Annotated in this window: 9 protein-coding genes and 1 pseudogene; 5 read left to right on the top strand and 5 right to left on the bottom strand. The window is 73.1% G+C overall.

The window, feature by feature from the left end; all coding sequences use genetic code 11:
* Positions 1-4: 4 nt before the first annotated feature.
* Positions 5-1,309: a choice-of-anchor B family protein gene (locus IEY99_RS07565; protein ID WP_189200841.1), complete on the bottom strand. Its 1,305-nt coding sequence runs from the start codon at positions 1,307-1,309 to the stop codon at positions 5-7.
* Positions 1,310-1,539: 230 nt separating this feature from the next.
* Between IEY99_RS07565 and IEY99_RS07560 the strand changes: the two genes are divergently transcribed.
* The 4 genes from IEY99_RS07560 to IEY99_RS07545 are packed head-to-tail and all read left to right on the top strand — an operon-like array spanning position 1,540 to position 4,766.
* Positions 1,540-2,319, top strand: a complete 780-nt coding sequence (locus IEY99_RS07560) for an esterase/lipase family protein (RefSeq protein WP_189200839.1) — start codon at positions 1,540-1,542, stop codon at positions 2,317-2,319.
* A 45-nt stretch (positions 2,320-2,364) separates the two neighbouring features.
* On the top strand, positions 2,365-2,781 hold the full coding sequence (locus tag IEY99_RS07555; protein WP_229798291.1) for a MarR family winged helix-turn-helix transcriptional regulator: 417 nt from the start codon (positions 2,365-2,367) through the stop codon (positions 2,779-2,781).
* Positions 2,778-3,200: a hypothetical protein gene (locus IEY99_RS07550; RefSeq protein WP_229798290.1), complete on the top strand. Its 423-nt coding sequence runs from the start codon at positions 2,778-2,780 to the stop codon at positions 3,198-3,200. The genes IEY99_RS07555 and IEY99_RS07550 overlap by 4 nt, the downstream gene beginning before the upstream one ends.
* Before the next feature lie 54 nt (positions 3,201-3,254).
* Positions 3,255-4,766, top strand: coding sequence for a GGDEF domain-containing protein (locus IEY99_RS07545; protein ID WP_189200837.1), 1,512 nt, complete (start codon positions 3,255-3,257; stop codon positions 4,764-4,766).
* 41 nt (positions 4,767-4,807) lie between these two features.
* Here the strand turns inward: IEY99_RS07545 and IEY99_RS07540 are convergent, their stop codons facing one another.
* On the bottom strand, positions 4,808-6,175 hold the full coding sequence (locus IEY99_RS07540; protein WP_189200835.1) for a M14 family zinc carboxypeptidase: 1,368 nt from the start codon (positions 6,173-6,175) through the stop codon (positions 4,808-4,810).
* 132 nt (positions 6,176-6,307) lie between these two features.
* Complete coding sequence (locus IEY99_RS07535) at positions 6,308-7,093, bottom strand: hypothetical protein (protein WP_189200833.1); 786 nt, start codon at positions 7,091-7,093, stop codon at positions 6,308-6,310.
* A 214-nt stretch (positions 7,094-7,307) separates the two neighbouring features.
* Between IEY99_RS07535 and IEY99_RS07530 the strand changes: the two are divergent.
* Positions 7,308-9,714 (top strand): annotated as a pseudogene (locus IEY99_RS07530) (phosphoketolase family protein).
* 66 nt (positions 9,715-9,780) lie between these two features.
* On the opposite strand, the gene IEY99_RS07525 reads toward IEY99_RS07530, so the two are convergent.
* Together IEY99_RS07525 and IEY99_RS07520 are read right to left on the bottom strand one after the other, a co-directional pair.
* Positions 9,781-11,310 carry a M4 family metallopeptidase gene (locus IEY99_RS07525; protein ID WP_189202071.1) on the bottom strand — a complete coding sequence of 510 codons (1,530 nt, stop codon included), beginning with the start codon at positions 11,308-11,310 and terminating at the stop codon, positions 9,781-9,783.
* A gap of 343 nt (positions 11,311-11,653) precedes the next feature.
* Entirely contained in the window at positions 11,654-15,706 is a 4,053-nt protein-coding gene (locus tag IEY99_RS07520) for a hypothetical protein (RefSeq protein WP_189200831.1), read from the bottom strand.
* Between the last annotated feature and the right edge of the window lie 84 nt (positions 15,707-15,790).

Raw genomic sequence — 15,790 nt, 5'->3', positions numbered from 1 at the left:
CCGGTCAGCGGACGGCCGCCGCGCCGGTGGGCCGCACGAGGTACAGGCCCACGCCGATGCTCTGGACCGCGACCACCCCGTTCTTCAGGTACGGCAGAACCATCCAGGTGGCGCTGTAGCCCTTGGCGTTGGAGTCCGGGTCGGTGTCGAAGTAGCCGACCTCGGGCAGCCGGGCGGAGGCGGCGGAGGTGGTGTCCAGGATGCGCAGGCCGCCGCGGTAGGACGCCTGGAAGTGCCGGTTGCCGACCGTGTAGCCGTTGTGGTTGACGAAGGTGCCCCGCGTGCTGACGTCCTTGCCCACGTAGCGGGCGGCGTCGAGCCGTTCGATGTTGTAGACGAAGTCGGGGCTGCCACCCCGGGTGCTGATCGTCTCGTCGTTGACGATCATGTGCTTGTAGTCGCTGGTGGGGAAGCCCTGGTGGACGAAGCTGGCGCCGGGGTGGGCGACGCTGGACAGGAGCTTGATGTCCGCCTTGTCGGTCACGTCGAGGATCTGGAAGCGCTTGCCCTGGCCGGTGTAGTTGAAGGCGATCTCCCGCCCGGTGAACCGGGTGTCCGGGCCGCTGTAGTTCACCACGATGGACTCGTGCGAGTAGACCTCGCGGTCGTAGCACGCCGCCAGCTCGAGGGTCAGCGGCGTCGTGATGTCGTAGATCGTCAGGCCCTTGCGGCAGGTGTTGGCGCCGGAGACGTACAGGAAGCCGGTGGCCTGGTTGATCCACAGGGTGTGGCTGTTGGTCAGGCCGGTGAAGTGGGCGTCCGGGGTGAACGTCTGCGTGGTGGTCACGCCGCGCAACCGGTTGAGGTCGAAGACCTGGATGCCGTGCGCCACCGAGTCCTTGCCGATGTAGGCGTAGTTGCGGTACGTGCGGACGTCGCACCAGGAGGAGTTGAGGCCGTTCGTGGCCGGGAGGTTGCCGACGTACCTCGGGTTGACCGGGTCGGTGACGTTGACGAAGGACACCCCGTTGGAGCGGCAGTACAGGACGTACTCGTTGCGGTCGGTGGCGTCCGTCCAGTACCACATGCTCGACGAGCCGCCGCCGCCCAGCTCGGACTGCGGCAGGAAGCTGAGCAGGTCGACGTTCTTGCACGGGTACTTGTCGACCTTGCCGTCGACACAGCTCAGCGGCGCGCCGGCGAGGCGTTCGCCGCTGCGCCAGGTGGGCTCGTAGATGCGGAGCAGCTCCGCCTGCTCGGCCCGGCCCTCCGGGGTGCCCGGGTCGTGCGCCGTGGCCGGCACGCCCGCGACGGCGAGCAGCAGGAGCGCGGTGACAGCGAGCGTCGTGCGGCGTACTCCTCGGAGCATGGTGGACTGCCTTTCGGGCGGAGGAGCCGGCAGGGGACCGCGCCGGTTACGTTCTTGAACGCTAAGTAACAAAGTGACAGTCGTCAATGGCTGCGCGGTGCGGCTCAGTCCATCTGAAAAAGGTGATACGTGCATATCGCAGGCCATATGCGGCAGGCGTTATGGCGGCGCGGGCGGCCGGCATCCCCGATCGCCGGAATGTGCCGTGGCCGGTGCGCGACGATGGGGCAATGCCGGCCCGACGTAGCCTCCTGATCGGCGTGGGTTCCGCGGTGGCGCTGGTCCTGCTGGTGCTGGCCGCCTTCCGGCTCGTCGCCGACGACCGCCCCACGGCCCGAGCGGACCAGGCCAGCCCGGGACCGGTCCTGCTGGTCCCCGGGTACGGCGGCAGCCGGGCCTCGCTGGCGCCGCTGGCCGAGCGGCTGACCGCGGACGGCCGCCGCGCCACCGTGCTCACCCTGCCCGACGGCGGCACCGGCGACCTGCTGCGCCAGGCCGCCGTCCTCGACGAGGCCGTGCGCCGGGAGCTGGGCGACGGCGCCCCCTCGGTCGACGTGGTCGGCTTCTCCGCCGGCGGCGTCGTGGCCCGGATCTGGATCGACCGGTACGAGGGGGAGGTCGTCGCCCGCCGTGTGGTGAGCCTCGGCTCGCCGCTGCACGGCACCCGGCTCGCCGCCGCCGGCGCGGCCTTCGCCCGCGACGAGTGCCCGACCGCCTGCCGCCAGCTCGCCACCGGCAGCGACCTGCTGGACGAGCTGGCCGACGCCCCGCTGCCGGAGCGGCTGCCCTGGCTGTCGGTGTGGACGGAGGACGACCGGACGGTCCAGCCGCCGGACTCGGCCCGGCTGGACGGCGCGGTCAACGTGGCGCTGCAGGACCTCTGCCCCGGTGCCCGGGTCGCGCACGGCGAGCTGCCGGGCAACCCGCTGGTGGTCGCGCTGGTCATGCGGGCGCTGGGCCCGGCCGCTCTCACGGCGCCGGCCGGCTGCCCGGCCCCGGCCGGTGGCTGATCCGCGGCTCGACGGAAGTTGTACGAAACCGTATAATCCTGATCCGTGAACACCGAATCCGTAATACTTGAGCTGCAGCGCGCCACGCATGCCACGCTCCAGCTGATCACGACCGAGCTGGTGGACCTCGATCTGACGGCGTCGGAGATCAACGCTCTCGGCAACCTGGCGGACGGTGTGCCCCGCACGGTCTCCGAGCTGGGCGCCGCCGTGGGGTCACGGCCCACGACGCTGACCGGCATCCTCGACCGCCTGGAGCGCCGGGGCCTGATCACCCGCGGCGCCCGGCCGGGCGACCGGCGCGCCGTGCTCATCGAGCTCACGCCGGACGGCACCGGGACCGCGGCGCTGATCCGGCAGAGACTGCGCGATCTGGAGCAGCGGGCGCTCGCCGGCGTCCCGGCGGACACGGTCGCCGCCGCCCGCGCGGTCCTGCGAGCGTTGACCGAGGCCGGGCGGTGAGCCGCGATCCGGCCACGGACCCGGAGCCGCCCGGCGACCGGGCGTTCGACGCCCTGATGGCCGACGTCATGGCCGGTGCCGACCGGTTCGGCCATCGCGAACACGTGCACCTGACCTGGCTCGCGGTGCGCCGCCACGGGACCGCCGCCGCGATCGCCCTGGTCGGCGACGGCATCCGGCGCACGGCGCGGTACGCCGGCACGCCGCAGAAGTATCACGCGACCGTCAGCCGGGCCTGGGTCGAGCTCGTCGGCCACCACGCGGCGGGCGGCGGCGACGACTTCGAGACCTTCGTCGGCCGCCACCCGGCACTGCTGGACAAGCGGCTGCTGGCCCGGCACTACCGGTCGTCGACGCTGGCGACGGCCGAGGCGAGAACCGGCTGGGTGGCACCCGACCTGCTGCCGCTGCCGGACTGACATGGTGGTCGATTGGAGGGTGACGGCACCCCACCTCCCGTAGCCTCGGAGATCGTGAGCGACGGCCGGGGTGCGGGGCGGCTGGTCGGCGTCCGCGTACCGCGGTGGGGTGCCCGGGCGGGCGCCTCGCTGGTGCTGCTCACCGCGGCCGTGGCCCTGATCGCCGTCCTCGCGGCACTGCTCGGTCCGCGGATGCCGCTGGGCGGGGACGCCGGGCGGTACGTGCTCTACACGCTGTCGGTGCTGCTGTCGGCCGCCGCGTGTCTGTGCCGGGCGGCGGCGACTCCACGGGAGCGGCCGGCGTGGACGCTGCTGGGCGCCGCGCTGCTGCTGTGGGGGCTGGGCAACATGTACTCGCTGGTGTGGCTGCGCCACCTGGACACGTACCCGGTGCTGAGCCTGGGCGACGCCGCGTGGCTGGCGTGGTACCCGCTGGTCGGCGCGGCGCTGGTGCTGCTGCTGCGAGCCCGGATCTCGGCGGTGCCGCGCAACCTGTGGTTCGACGGCGTCGTGGTGGGCTGTGCCATCGGGGCCGTGTACGCCGTCGCGGTGGTCGACGTCTACCGGCCCGGCGACGCCGCGTCGGTGCGCGTGGTGGACCTGGTGGCCGCGTTCGCCTATCCGGCCGGCGACATCGTGCTGCTGGCGATGGTGACCAGTGTCCTGGCCGTGCACGGCTGGCGCGTGCACGGTGGCTGGGGCTGGCTGGTCGCCGGCCTGGCCGGCAGCGCCACGATCGACGGCGCCTACCTGTCGGCGCACGCCTCCGACCGGCTGTTGTTCGGCGCCTGGCCGTTCGTGGCGGTGGCGCTGGCCCGGGCCGCGTGGCAGGCGGTACCGCGGGTGGAGCAGGTGGAGGTCACCGGCTGGCGGATGTTCGCCGCACCCGCCGGCAGCGCGCTCGTGGTGCTGGGAGTGCTGCTGCACGCCGCGTTCGGCCACTTCAACCCGGTGGCGCTGGTGCTGGTCACGGTGAGCTACCTCGCCCTGGTGGTCCGGGTGGGCCTGCTCTTCGCCGACGTGCGCCGCGTCCAGGCGCGGCTGGAGGCGGCGCACGCCGTCGCCGACCGCCTGTCGCGGACCGACCCGCTGACCGGTGCCGCCAACCGGCGGGCGTTCGGCGAGGCCTTCGACGGCTCCCGCCGCGGCGCGAGCGCCGGCATCCTGCTCGTCGACATCGATCACTTCAAGCACATCAACGACCGGTACGGCCACGAGGCCGGCGACGCCGTCATCGTCGCGGTGACCCGCCGGTTGGCGGCGGCGGTGCGCGCCGACGACCTGGTGGGACGCTGGGGCGGCGAGGAGTTCTGCGTGCTGCTGGGCGCCGTACCGGACGCCGGGGTGCTGCGGCTGGTCGCCGAGAAGGTCCGCAGCGCCGTGTGCGGCGAGCCGGTGCCGCTGCCGGACGGGCGCGCCGTCGACGTCACCGTGTCGATCGGTGCGGCGCTGCTCGACCACGTCACCACGCTGGACCTGGCGATCAGCGCCGCCGACGAGCAGCTGTACGCCGCCAAGCGGGGCGGGCGCAACCAGGTCCGGGCCACCGTCGTCCCGGTCGGCTGAGGCCCGCCCCGGTACGCCCCCGACGTCCCGTGCCGCGCCGCTCAGCTACCGGTCGGGTAGGGACGCGCCGCCGCGTTCGCCAAGGCCATGAAGGCGGGCAGGTTGAGGTTCCAGAAGCCCGCCATGCACGAATAGCGGGGGAAGAAGCCGCCGCAGCTGGAGGAGCTGGGGCCCACCTCGATGGTGTAGCCCGGCACGCCCAGCGTGCCGTAGATCCAGTCGTCGGTGGCCCCGGGCGCGAAGTAGTTCAGGCCGCCGTCACCGTGCACGACGTCGTAGTGGTTGGCCCGGCTCATGGCCGTGGCGATGGCCCGGAGGTCGTCGTTGTTCGGCGCAAGCGAGTTCGTCCAGCCGTACGGGTAGATGTTGAGCTCGGAGAAGCTGTGCAGGGTGAGGAACGTGCCGGTGGTGTCGGTGGTCGCCGGCGAGAAGTCGGCGCCGGGCTTGGAGTCGCGGTAGATGCTGGACAGCAAGCTCTGGATGGCCTGCGTCTCCGGCTCGCTGGCCGCGCTGGTGCCCGGATAGGTCTCGCTGCACGTGGTGCCCTGGTTGGCGTCCCAGTGGTAGCTCGAGTTGCGGTTGAGGTCGACGCCGCGACCGGTGCCGGAACAGCCGTTGTCGTGGGCGTTCTTGCGCTGGGAGACGGGCCGGGTCGGGTTCGACGAGACGATGTCCACGCCGTCCGGGTTGGCGATCGGGACGACCCACAGCTCGGTGCTGTCCATCAGCCGCGTCACGTCGGCATTCCGGCCGTAGTTGGTCACCAGGTGGTCGATCCACAGGTACGCCAGCTCGCCGGTCGCGAGCTCGCGCGCGTGCATCTGGGCCATGAGGGTGAACTTCGGCTTCCGGCCGCCGGTGTTCGTCGCGCAGTCCCCAGCCTGGATCCTGGTGATGCACAGGGCCTGGATGTCGTGGCCGCCCCGCCCCTGGGTCTTCAGCCAGGACCGGCCGATGGTGCGCAGGACGACCAGGTCGGGATGGGCCGTGGCGACCTGCTGGTGGTGGGCCTCGTGCCCGGCCGTGGTGTGGTAGCCGCCGTAGTACGTGCCGGCCGCCGCCCGGAAGGACGCCGGCACCGGCTGGTGCAGGGGACCGGCGTAGCGCACGGTCAGGCCGCGGTGCCGCAGCCGCTGGGCGTCCGCGGCGGTCGCCAGGATCGGTACGCCGTCGGTCAGCGGCCCTTCCAGCACGTCGTAGCCGCCCCGGACCAGGTCGCCGGCCAGCGCGCCGGTGCTCGCGGACGGCGACGTGACGTCGTAGTACGCCGGCTCGCCCGGGCCCGGGACGGCCCCGGCGGCACCGCCGGGCGCCGTCACCTGAGCGCCGAGCAGGGCCAGCAGGAGGGCCGTGGCGGCGGCGAGCGAGCTGCGCAGGCGCGACCGGCGCGACAGCGTGAACCTGGTCATCGGAACCTCGATCGTCGAGATGGGCCCGGCGTCACCGCACACGGGGCCGGTTGACTATTCACAATCATCGATATCGACGATCCCGTCAACAAAAATGGCCCTACGCCGTCGGCAATGAGGGCGATGCGGGTTCTAGGGCCGGGAGGTCACGATGCCGACCGTGGCGCGGCCGAGGGACCCGTCCAGCGGCCAGGTGCGGACGGTGAAGTCGCCGGCCTCGCGCAGCGGCCCGACGGTGACGTCGCCCGGGCCGGACACCACGCCGCGATAGGCGACGGCGTCGCTCTGTGCCCGGCGCACCTCGATCCACAGCCCGGGGGTCGCGCCGGCCTCGCGGGTGGCCATGGCGACGTCGGTGACGCGCAGGGCGACGAACTGCTCCGGCGTACCCGCGAAGCGCAGGTCCTTGTCCTGGCCGACCCGGTCGTAGCGCACCTGCCGGCCGGGGCCGTCGACCCGGGTCGTGCCGGCCACCTGGCGTGCCGAGACGGCGGCTGCGACCCGCAGGGTGGACGTGGCCTGGATCGGCGCCAGCACCAGCGTGTACGTGCCGTCGCGGGACAGGGTCGGCACCGGCACCCGGAACGTCGGCCGCACCTGCGGGCTCTCGGCACTGAACACCGCCACGACGGCGCCGCCGGGATCGAGCACCGTCGCGCGGCTCGCATAGCCGCGCCAGCTGCCGTCGTCGAGCGGGATGTAGAGGCCGATGGCGAGGTCCTGCCCGATCCGGCCCTCGAACGGGTGGCAGACGGCCACCCCCGGCTCGGTGGTGACGGCGTATGCGGTCTCGCCGTCCACGGTCAGCGGGCCACCGGGCTGACAGGCGGGCCCGGCGGACGCCGCCGCGGACGGACCGGCGAGGGCGGCGCCCAGGGCGGCGACCACGATCGAAGCCATCATCCCGATGCGTCTCATGGCTCCACCCTCACCCGGCCGCCGACCGCCGGCCAGGGATGTCGACGGGTCTTCATCGGACGTTGTCATGCCGGGAGAAAAGTGGCGGAAACGTGAATCGCCTGCGCGCGGGGGTAGGGCCGAAGGTCCCGGCGGCCGCGTCGAGCGACCCTGGGACAGGCGTCCGCGGCGCGCCTAGGGTGGGGCGAGGACCCGTCCTGCGGAAGGAATCGCCGTGACCACGGTTGCCCCGGATCTGTTGCGTACGCTCGCCGAGCCCGACGAGACCGACCTGGCCCGCCTCGACGCGTGGTGGCGTGCCGCCAACTATCTCACCATCGGGCAGATCTACCTGAGGGCCAATCCGCTGCTGCGAGAGCCGCTGTCCGCCGAGCACGTCAAGCCGCGGCTGCTGGGCCACTGGGGCACCAGTCCCGGCCTGTCGCTGATCTACGCGCACGTGTCCCGGTTGATCCGGCACACCGGGCAGGAGGCGATCTATCTGGCCGGGCCCGGGCACGGCGGTCCCGCCCTCGTCGCCGCCGGGTGGCTGGAGGGCACCTACAGCGAGATCTACCCCCGGGTGTCGCAGGACGAGCAGGGAATGGCCCGGCTGTTCCGCCAGTTCTCCAGTCCCGGCGGCATACCGAGCCACGTCTCGGTCACCACGCCCGGATCCGTCCACGAGGGTGGCGAGCTGGGGTACGTGCTGGTGCACGCGTTCGGCGCGGTGATGGACAACCCGGACCTGCTGGCGGTCGCGGTGGTGGGCGACGGCGAGGCGGAGACCGGCCCGCTGGAGGGATCGTGGAAGGGCATCTCGTTCCTCAACCCTGCCCGGGACGGCGCGGTGCTGCCGGTCCTGCACCTCAACGGCGCCAAGATCTCCGGTCCGACGGTGCTGGCCCGCAAGGACCCGGACGAGGTGCGCGCCCTGCTGCGCGGCCACGGCTACGACGTCATCGAGGTCGAGGGCGACGACCTGCCCGGCATGCACCGCCGGTTCGCGGCGGCCCTGTCACAGGCGTGGGGCCGGATCCGCGAGATTCAGACGGCGGCCCGGGCGGGGGAGCGGGCCGGCGGCCGTCCCGTCTGGCCGCTGATCGTGCTGCGCTCGCCCAAGGGCTGGACCGGGCCCGAGCAGGTCGACGGGGTCCAGGTCACCGGCACGTGGCGCTCGCACCAGGTGCCGCTGGCCGGCGTCCGCGACAACCCGGAACACCTGGCGCTGCTGGAGCGCTGGCTCCGGTCGTACGGTCCGGAGGAGCTGTTCGATGCGACCGGCGCGCCCACCGCTCGCGTCCGGGAGCTGGCACCGGAGGGTGACCTGCGGATGAGCGCCGTCCCGCACGCCAACGGGGGGGTTGCTCACCAGGGATCTGGACCTGCCGGACTTCCGCGACTACGCGGTGCCCGTGTCGCGGCCCGCGGAGAGCCGGGCGGAGTCCACCCGCAAGCTCGGCGAGCTCATGCGCGACATCTACGCCCGCAACCCGGACCGGTTCCGGCTGTTCTGCCCGGACGAGACGAACAGCAACCGCCTCGGCGCCGTGTTCGAGGTGTCCGACCGGGCGTTCATGGAGAACGTCGTCGGTGGCGATGTGGCGATCGGCCCGGACGGGCGGGTGATGGAGGTACTGAGCGAGCACAGCTGCCACGGCTGGCTCGAGGGGTACACGCTCACCGGCCGGCACGGCATGTTCGCCACGTACGAGGCGTTCGCCATGGTCAGCGCCTCGCAGACGGTCCAGCACGGCAAGTGGCTCCAGGAGGCCCGGCAGCTGCCCTGGCGTGCCCCGGTCCCGAGCCTCAACGTGCTGCTCACCTCGACGGCGTGGCGCAACGACCACAACGGCTTCTCCCACCAGGGGCCGGGCCTCATCCAGGTGGTGCTGACCCAGCGCGGCGACGTCGCCCGCGTCTACCTGCCGCCGGACGCCAACTGCCTGCTCTCGGTCGCCGACCACTGCCTGCGCTCGCGCTCGTACATCAACCTGATCGTCATCGACAAACAGCCGCAGCTGCAGTACCTGACGATGGACCAGGCGACCGAGCACTGCGCCCGCGGCGCCGGGATCTGGGACTGGGCCGGCACCGACGACGGCACCAGCGACCCCGACATCGTGCTGGCCTGCGCCGGCGACGTGGTGACGATGGAGACGGTCGCCGCCGCGCAGATCCTGCGGGAGCGGCTGCCCGGGTTCAAGGTCCGGGTGGTCAACGTGGTCGACCTGATGACCCTGATCCGGCCGAAGGACCACCCGCACGGCATGAGCGAGACGCTGTTCACCGAGCTGTTCACCGACACCGTGGACGTGGTCTTCTCCTTCCACGGCTATCCCGGGGCGATCCACCAGCTGGTCCACGGCCGGCCGGACGCCGACCGGTTCCGGGTGCGCGGGTTCATCGAGCAGGGCACCACGACCACCCCGTTCGACATGACCGTGCGCAACCGGGCCTCGCGCTACCACCTGGTGATGGACGCCATCAACAACGCCCGGCGGCTGCCGCGCGGGGCCGCCGACCTGAAGGCCTGGTGCGAGAAGCAGCTCGAGCGGCACGAGGCGTACGTGGTGGAGCACCTGGAGGACCTGCCGGAGGTCCGGGACTGGACCCTGGGCGACTGGGCGCAGCGGGGCTGACCGCGGACGTGCCGCGGCGGGCGTCCGGTCGGACGCCCGCCGCGGTTCCCCGAGGTGCGCGTCGGCTCAGGCCGAGCAGGTCGGGTCGCCCGACCGGGCCCGGACGCTGACCGCGTCCCAGGCTGCCTTCACGGTGTCGAACTCGGCGCAGCTGCCGGCGAAGAGATCCTTGGCCGCCCGCAGCGTCCAGGTCCGGTACGCCGGGTACGAGGCGTCGGAGGTCTTCATCAGCATCGCGGTGTACATGATCTTCGCTGCCTTCTGCAGGCCGACACCGGTGACCGAGGAGTTGTTGCACGTGGGGCTCTCCGGCTGGCCGTTGGTCGGCTTGCTGCCCTCGGCGAGCAGATAGAACCAGTGGTTGCCCGGCCCGGCGGCCGCGTGGACCTCGTCGTCGTCGGTGCTGCCGGAGTAGCAGTTGTCGTGGCCCACCTTGGACGGGTCGTACATGTTGCGGATCGGGCCCCGGCCGATCAGGTCGACGGCCTCGCCGACGGTGTAGTCCGGTGCGTCGAACTCCTGCGGCTCGTTGGCGTACCACTCGGTCATCGCGCCGAAGGTGTCGGCGACGAACTCCTGCGTGCCCTTGCCGGAGATGCCGCCGGGGGTGTGGTCGTCGATGCCGTGCCCGATCTCGTGGCCGACCACGTCGAGCGAGGCCACCCAGCCGCCGTCGGCGTTGTGCCCGAGCACCACCTGGGTGCCGTCGTAGAAGGCGTTCTGGTCGTCCAGGCCGATGCGGATCGGCCAGGCGCCGCCCTCGCCGTCCATGCCGTCGCGGCCCAGCCACTCGGTGAGCATCTTCGCCTGGGTCTGCGCGACGAACAGCGCGTCGGTGCAGCCGGTCTCCCGGCTGTCGGCCTTGCCGTCGCCCCACTCGTCGTCCGGGCCCTCGAAGGTCTTGTTGCCGTCGTAGTCCTGGCACGACAAGTTCCTGGTCTTCGGGTCCGTCATCGAGAAGGTGCCGCCGGACGAGGTCGTCTCGAGCTTGAGCGGGCTCGGGCCGTTCAGGGCGCCGGTGCCGCTGCCGTGCACCACGTGGTCCTGGGTGTGCAGCACCGCGCCGCTCGCGGCGTCCACCTCGACGGTCAGCCGGCTGGGTCCGTCCTGGTCACGGCCGACGACCGTGCTCTGCCAGGCCAGCCGCGGCGTGCCGGACAGCGCGAACACCACCAGGCGGGTGTCCTCCGTCCCGGTCACCGTCGGCAGTTGACCGCGCGCCACCTTCTCCGCGCGGGCCGCCGTGATCGTCGGCGTGAGCGAGATGTCGCCGATCGGCCGCTTCTGGGCCACCGACGTGTACCGCGTGTGGCCCGACGAGTCGGTGACCACGACGAAGTCGCCGCCGACCACGGGCAGGCCCCGGTGCGTGCGCTCGTACGGCACGAACTGCAGCGGCCCGGACGAGAGCACCGGCTTCGCGGTGAACGCGTCGTTCGCGCTGGCGTGCAGGTAGGCCGGACGGCCGGCGACCAGGTCGCCGGCGACCTCGGCGGCCAGGCGGCGGGCCTGACCGGCGTCCGGCGCGGGGCTCGGCGGCGTGGGTGCCGCCGTGGCGGTCGCGGTACCGCCGATGATCACACCGGCGGCGGTCATGGTGGCGATCGTCGCCCGCACCGGCATCCGCGGTCGCGTACGCCTGTGAGCTCTTGACATCTTGCCTCCCCGGCGGAACCGCCGTTCGGCCACAGGACGATGACCAAACGGCCAGATCCGTTCATCGAATGGTCATCACCGTATGAACCACATATCGAGGAATGCAAGTATTGAAATGGCTCCCAAAGGTTGTTATTTCGCATGCGCGGGAAGAGAGCGCTCTCTTTCCTGCGCGGCGGGGCGGTTCCGCGACTTCCGGCGGCGCCGTCGTGACGACCGGGTTACGGTCACGCCATGAGATATTTACCCATGGCGATGGAATCCGGGGATGGTGCGGGGTCGCTCACGCCCAGTCCGGTTTGTAGGGGAACCACAGGGTGGGCGCCACGTTGCGCGGTGGCGGCGCCACCGGCGGCGGGAGCTGGACCTCCAGCGGGTGTTCCAGCATCGCCTGCAGCGCGTCGTGGATCTGGTCGCGCTCGGCCTGCGGCCGGCTGGCGTAGTCGGGGATCCTGCCGGTCAGGTAGGCGATGCGCTCCTCGCGTTCGCGCTCGCGCCAGTTGTCCGGCTTGATGCCCAGCGCGAAGCCGGCGAACAGGCCGCCGGGCAGCTTGCTCAGCAGCGTGCCGAAGGTCATCTCGGTGGCCACCTCGCCGGCCACCACCAGCGCGCCGCGCAGGTCGCCGCGGGCCAGGTAGCTGGCTCCTTCCGCCACGGCCAGCACGAGCAGCACCCCGTCCAGCACGGCCGTGCCGCGGACCGCCCGCTTGATCGCCCCGCGGGGGAGCTTGGTGAACGCGTCGAGCCAGGCCGCCCGCTCGCCGGGGGCGAACAGCCGCATCAGGCGTACGTCGAACACGTGCAGGCCGCCGTCGAAGACCGCCTGGGTGAAGCGGGTCTCCGCGCCGGCCCAGGCGTTGCCGACCACCCGGTTGACCCGGCCGGCGTCGATGGCCTCCACGGCCGGCACCGCGGCCGCCCGGTTCGGGTAGACGTCGGCCAGGAACCGGCGCGCGTCGGCGAGGTTCCGGGTGTACTGCGACCCGGTCAGCGCGGCCGCACCGGAGATGCCCTTCAGCTGGGCCTTGTTGTCGACCAGCCACACCGTCTTCGTCGCCGGGTCGTAGGCGATCAGGTCCACCCCGTTGGCGTTGACGTTCTTGCTCCAGTCGTGGAAGACGGTCAGCCCCGTGGCGGTCAGCGCGTCCGCGAGGTTCTGCTCGCCGATGAGGCCCAGGAGCGAGTTCCTCGTCCCGGCCGGCGGGGTGTAGCGGGTGTCCACCTGCGCCAGGTCGCCGGGGGTCAGCGCGTTCTGCACCGCCTGCCCGTACGCGGCCCGGGCCTCCTCCGGCGTGAGGTAGCCGGAGTCCTGTGCCTGGCCCAGGGTGCGGCGCAGATCCTGGAGGTCGCGGTTGACCGCGGACGGCTGCTGGGGGCCCGAGCGCTGGCCGCCGATGCCGCCCGCGCCCGTCCCGCCGTACCCGCCGCCGTACCCGCCGGCCCCGCCGCCGCCCGTGCCCCCTTGGATGCGGCGGGCCACGTTGGCCGCCTCGGCGATGCCGATCGTGTTGTCCGACAGCCGTTTGAGCAGGTCGGCCACCTCGGCGCGGCCGGACATGTCGCGGAAGACGTTCGGGGTGGCGAGCGCCGCCAGCGCGGCGGCCGTCCCGGTCGGGTCGGGCGCGGGCGCCGGGTTGACGATGTTCACCACCGGAGCGGGCAGCGGGCCCGGGGTCAGGTCCGGGTTCTGCGGCTGCGGTTGCACCGGCTGCACCGCGGCGATCTCCGGGGCCAGGTGCGGGATCGGCGAGCTCTGCCAGTCCCAGAACCGGGAGTTGTCGATCTCCTCGGCCGCGCTGCAGTGACCGAGCCGCGCCTCGGCGAACGCCCCGCGCGCCGGCAACGTGACCAGCTCCTCGACCGGCGGGTCCGGCGGCAGCTCGCCGCCGGCCTGGCGGATCCGGTCCGACCAGGCCGGGTCCGTGCAGGGCAGGCACACCCATGGGCCGGCGAACTCCACCAGCCGGTTCTCCACGTGCTCCAGCACGCTGGAGTTGTCGGGCAGGCGGATGCCGGCCAGCCACCGCTCCCGCTCCGCCGGGCCGAGTGCCACCAGCAGCGCACGGCCGTAGTGCAGGGGGTTGGCGCGCAGGTGCGCCAGGAGGTGGTCCGCACGGGCCAGGTCGTCCAGCTCCTCGGCGGGCGGCGCGGCGGGCGGCGGCGCCGCCGGGCGGTTCAGCGGCAGCAGGATCGACGTCGGCTGGGTGACGAACAGGTCGCCGCCGGATCCGCGGTAGTCCACGTCCAGCAGGGGGTGATCCTGGCCGTCGGCGTCCCGGGCGGTCAGCGTGATCCGCTGGATACCGACGTCGCAGTTCTCCGGCGCGACGCCCAGGGCGATCGCGTCCACGTCCCGCCACGGCACGGAGCCGTGGCGCGGCGGCGCCGGCGTGACCCCGGCGACGAAGACGTAGGTGTGGTCGGTCGCCTCGAAGGCGCCCGGGTAGCCGAGCGTGTCGATGTCCCCGAGGGCCCGGTTGACCAGTCCGGTCGCACCGCCGGGACCGATGAACGTGCCGCGGATCTCGACCCGCTGGTTGCTGCCGCCGGTCGCGCTCACGCCGCCGGTGCGGATGGCGAACCGGAAGTAGACCAGCGGCGCCTCCGGGCGGGCCGGCGGTGCCGGCTGGGCCGCGCGCACCTGCCGGCGGTGCACCGTACGGACGAGGGCGTCGACGTGGCCGGACAGCGCCGGGTCGAGCAGCGCGGCCCGGATCGCCCCGGCGTACCGGGCGGCGACCGCCGTGGCCACCTCGTCGGTGCCGTCGAACCAGTCCACCCGGGTCCGGACGAAGACCGCCGGGCGCTCGCGCTCCAGCGTGGTGGCCACCCGGAAGTGGCGCAGCACCTCGTAGTAGAGGACGGTCAGGGCGTGCGCGTGGTTGTAGTTGACGACCGTGCGGGTCTCGATGGCCTCCCGCTCGGCCTGCGTCGAGTGGACGACCACCGTGCTGCGCAGTTCCCGTACGGCGCTGCTCGCCTGGGTGATGTGGTCGCTGACCCGCTGCACGGTCTGGGAACCGAGGTCCCGCCGGCCCCGCGACTGCGAGGACGCCCCGCCGATCGCCCCGCTGAGGCCGACGGCCGCGCCCGCCACGACCATGCTGCCGGACGCCCCCGCGGACCCCGCCAGCCCGGCCATCGAGCTCGAACCGCCCTGGTACTCGCTGAGCGCGGCGTCCACCGTCTCCGTGATGGTGCGGTCCCGCCGCTGGTCGTGCAGCAGGTGCTCGGTCACCTTGGTGTCCTCGTCGCGGGTCGCGTCGTCGGCCCGGGACCAGTCGATGACCGCGAGGTTGACCGACTCGCCGGGCGCGAGCGGCACACTGTGCACGATCCCGCCGAGGGAGTGGCCGAGCTGGAACCAGCGGATGGCGTACTCGTGCACCACGCCCAGGCGTACCGGGTCCGCGGGCGCCGTCACGTCGGTGAGCAGCACCGCCTGCTGCAACTGGTACGCCTGGACGGCCAGGCTGGCCGGCAGCATCTTCTCGCAGCCGTGGTCGCCGAAGACCGCCGGAAGGGTGGCCGCGAACGAGCCGGGGGAGAGCCGCCAGTCGGCCAGGCTCGGTCGCTGGATCGCCGGCAGTCCCGCCCCGCGGAGCCGGTCCAGCAGCGGCGGGGCCGGCGCGGGCAGGCGGGCGACGATGGCGGCCTCGGCGAAGCGGCCGTCCACGAGGGCGTCCACCCGGTCCGGGGAGCCGGCCGCCACCAGCCAGACCGCGACGTCGCGGGGCCCGCCGGGCGACTGCCGCCGCACCTGCATGGCCTCGCCGATCGCCGCCCGCACGGGCGTGGGCAGGCGGGTCAGGTCGAACGACAGGTAGCCGCAGTGGTCGCTGGCCAGCACGCCGAGCGGGTACGCCCAGCCGCGCGGCTCCTCGCCGGCGACCCGGAGGTCGAGCCCGCGCTCCCGGGCCACCGCGCGGACCGCCGCCTCGATCAGGCCCGGTAGCCGCCCCGGTGGCACGGCGCCCAGCCGGCCGGCCTCGCCGACCGCGTGCCGGATCGCCTCCGCGGCGAACGCCCGGCCCGCGGCGCGGTCGCCGGCGAGGCCGGCGGCGACCGTGGCGGACAGCGTCGCCGCCACGGCCGGGCGGAACGCGTCCCAGCAGTCGCGGGCGACGGCCGCGTCGTCCCGCTCGTCCGGGTCGGCGTCCCGGAAGGCCGCCACGAAGTCGTCGAAGTTGAACCCGGCGAGCGGCTCGCCGGGTGCCGCCGCCGGGAACTGCACCTCGGCGTAGACCGGCAACCCGCGGCCGGCCGCGGTGCCGCTCGCCGGGTCGAGGCAGAAGACGCTCAACTGGGCCGGAAGGACGGCTGCGGCTCGTGGCATGCGGACCACCCCGGGGTGCGCGTCGTGATCGGAAGGTTCAGGCTATGAGCGCCGGAGGCCGTCCGTGATCGCACTATCGGGAAC

The sequence above is a fragment of the Couchioplanes azureus genome, from assembly GCF_014648355.1.
Classification (GTDB): domain Bacteria; phylum Actinomycetota; class Actinomycetes; order Mycobacteriales; family Micromonosporaceae; genus Actinoplanes; species Actinoplanes azureus.
The sequence above is the reverse complement of the archived record's forward strand: the minus strand, read 5'-3'. Positions and strand labels throughout refer to the sequence as shown.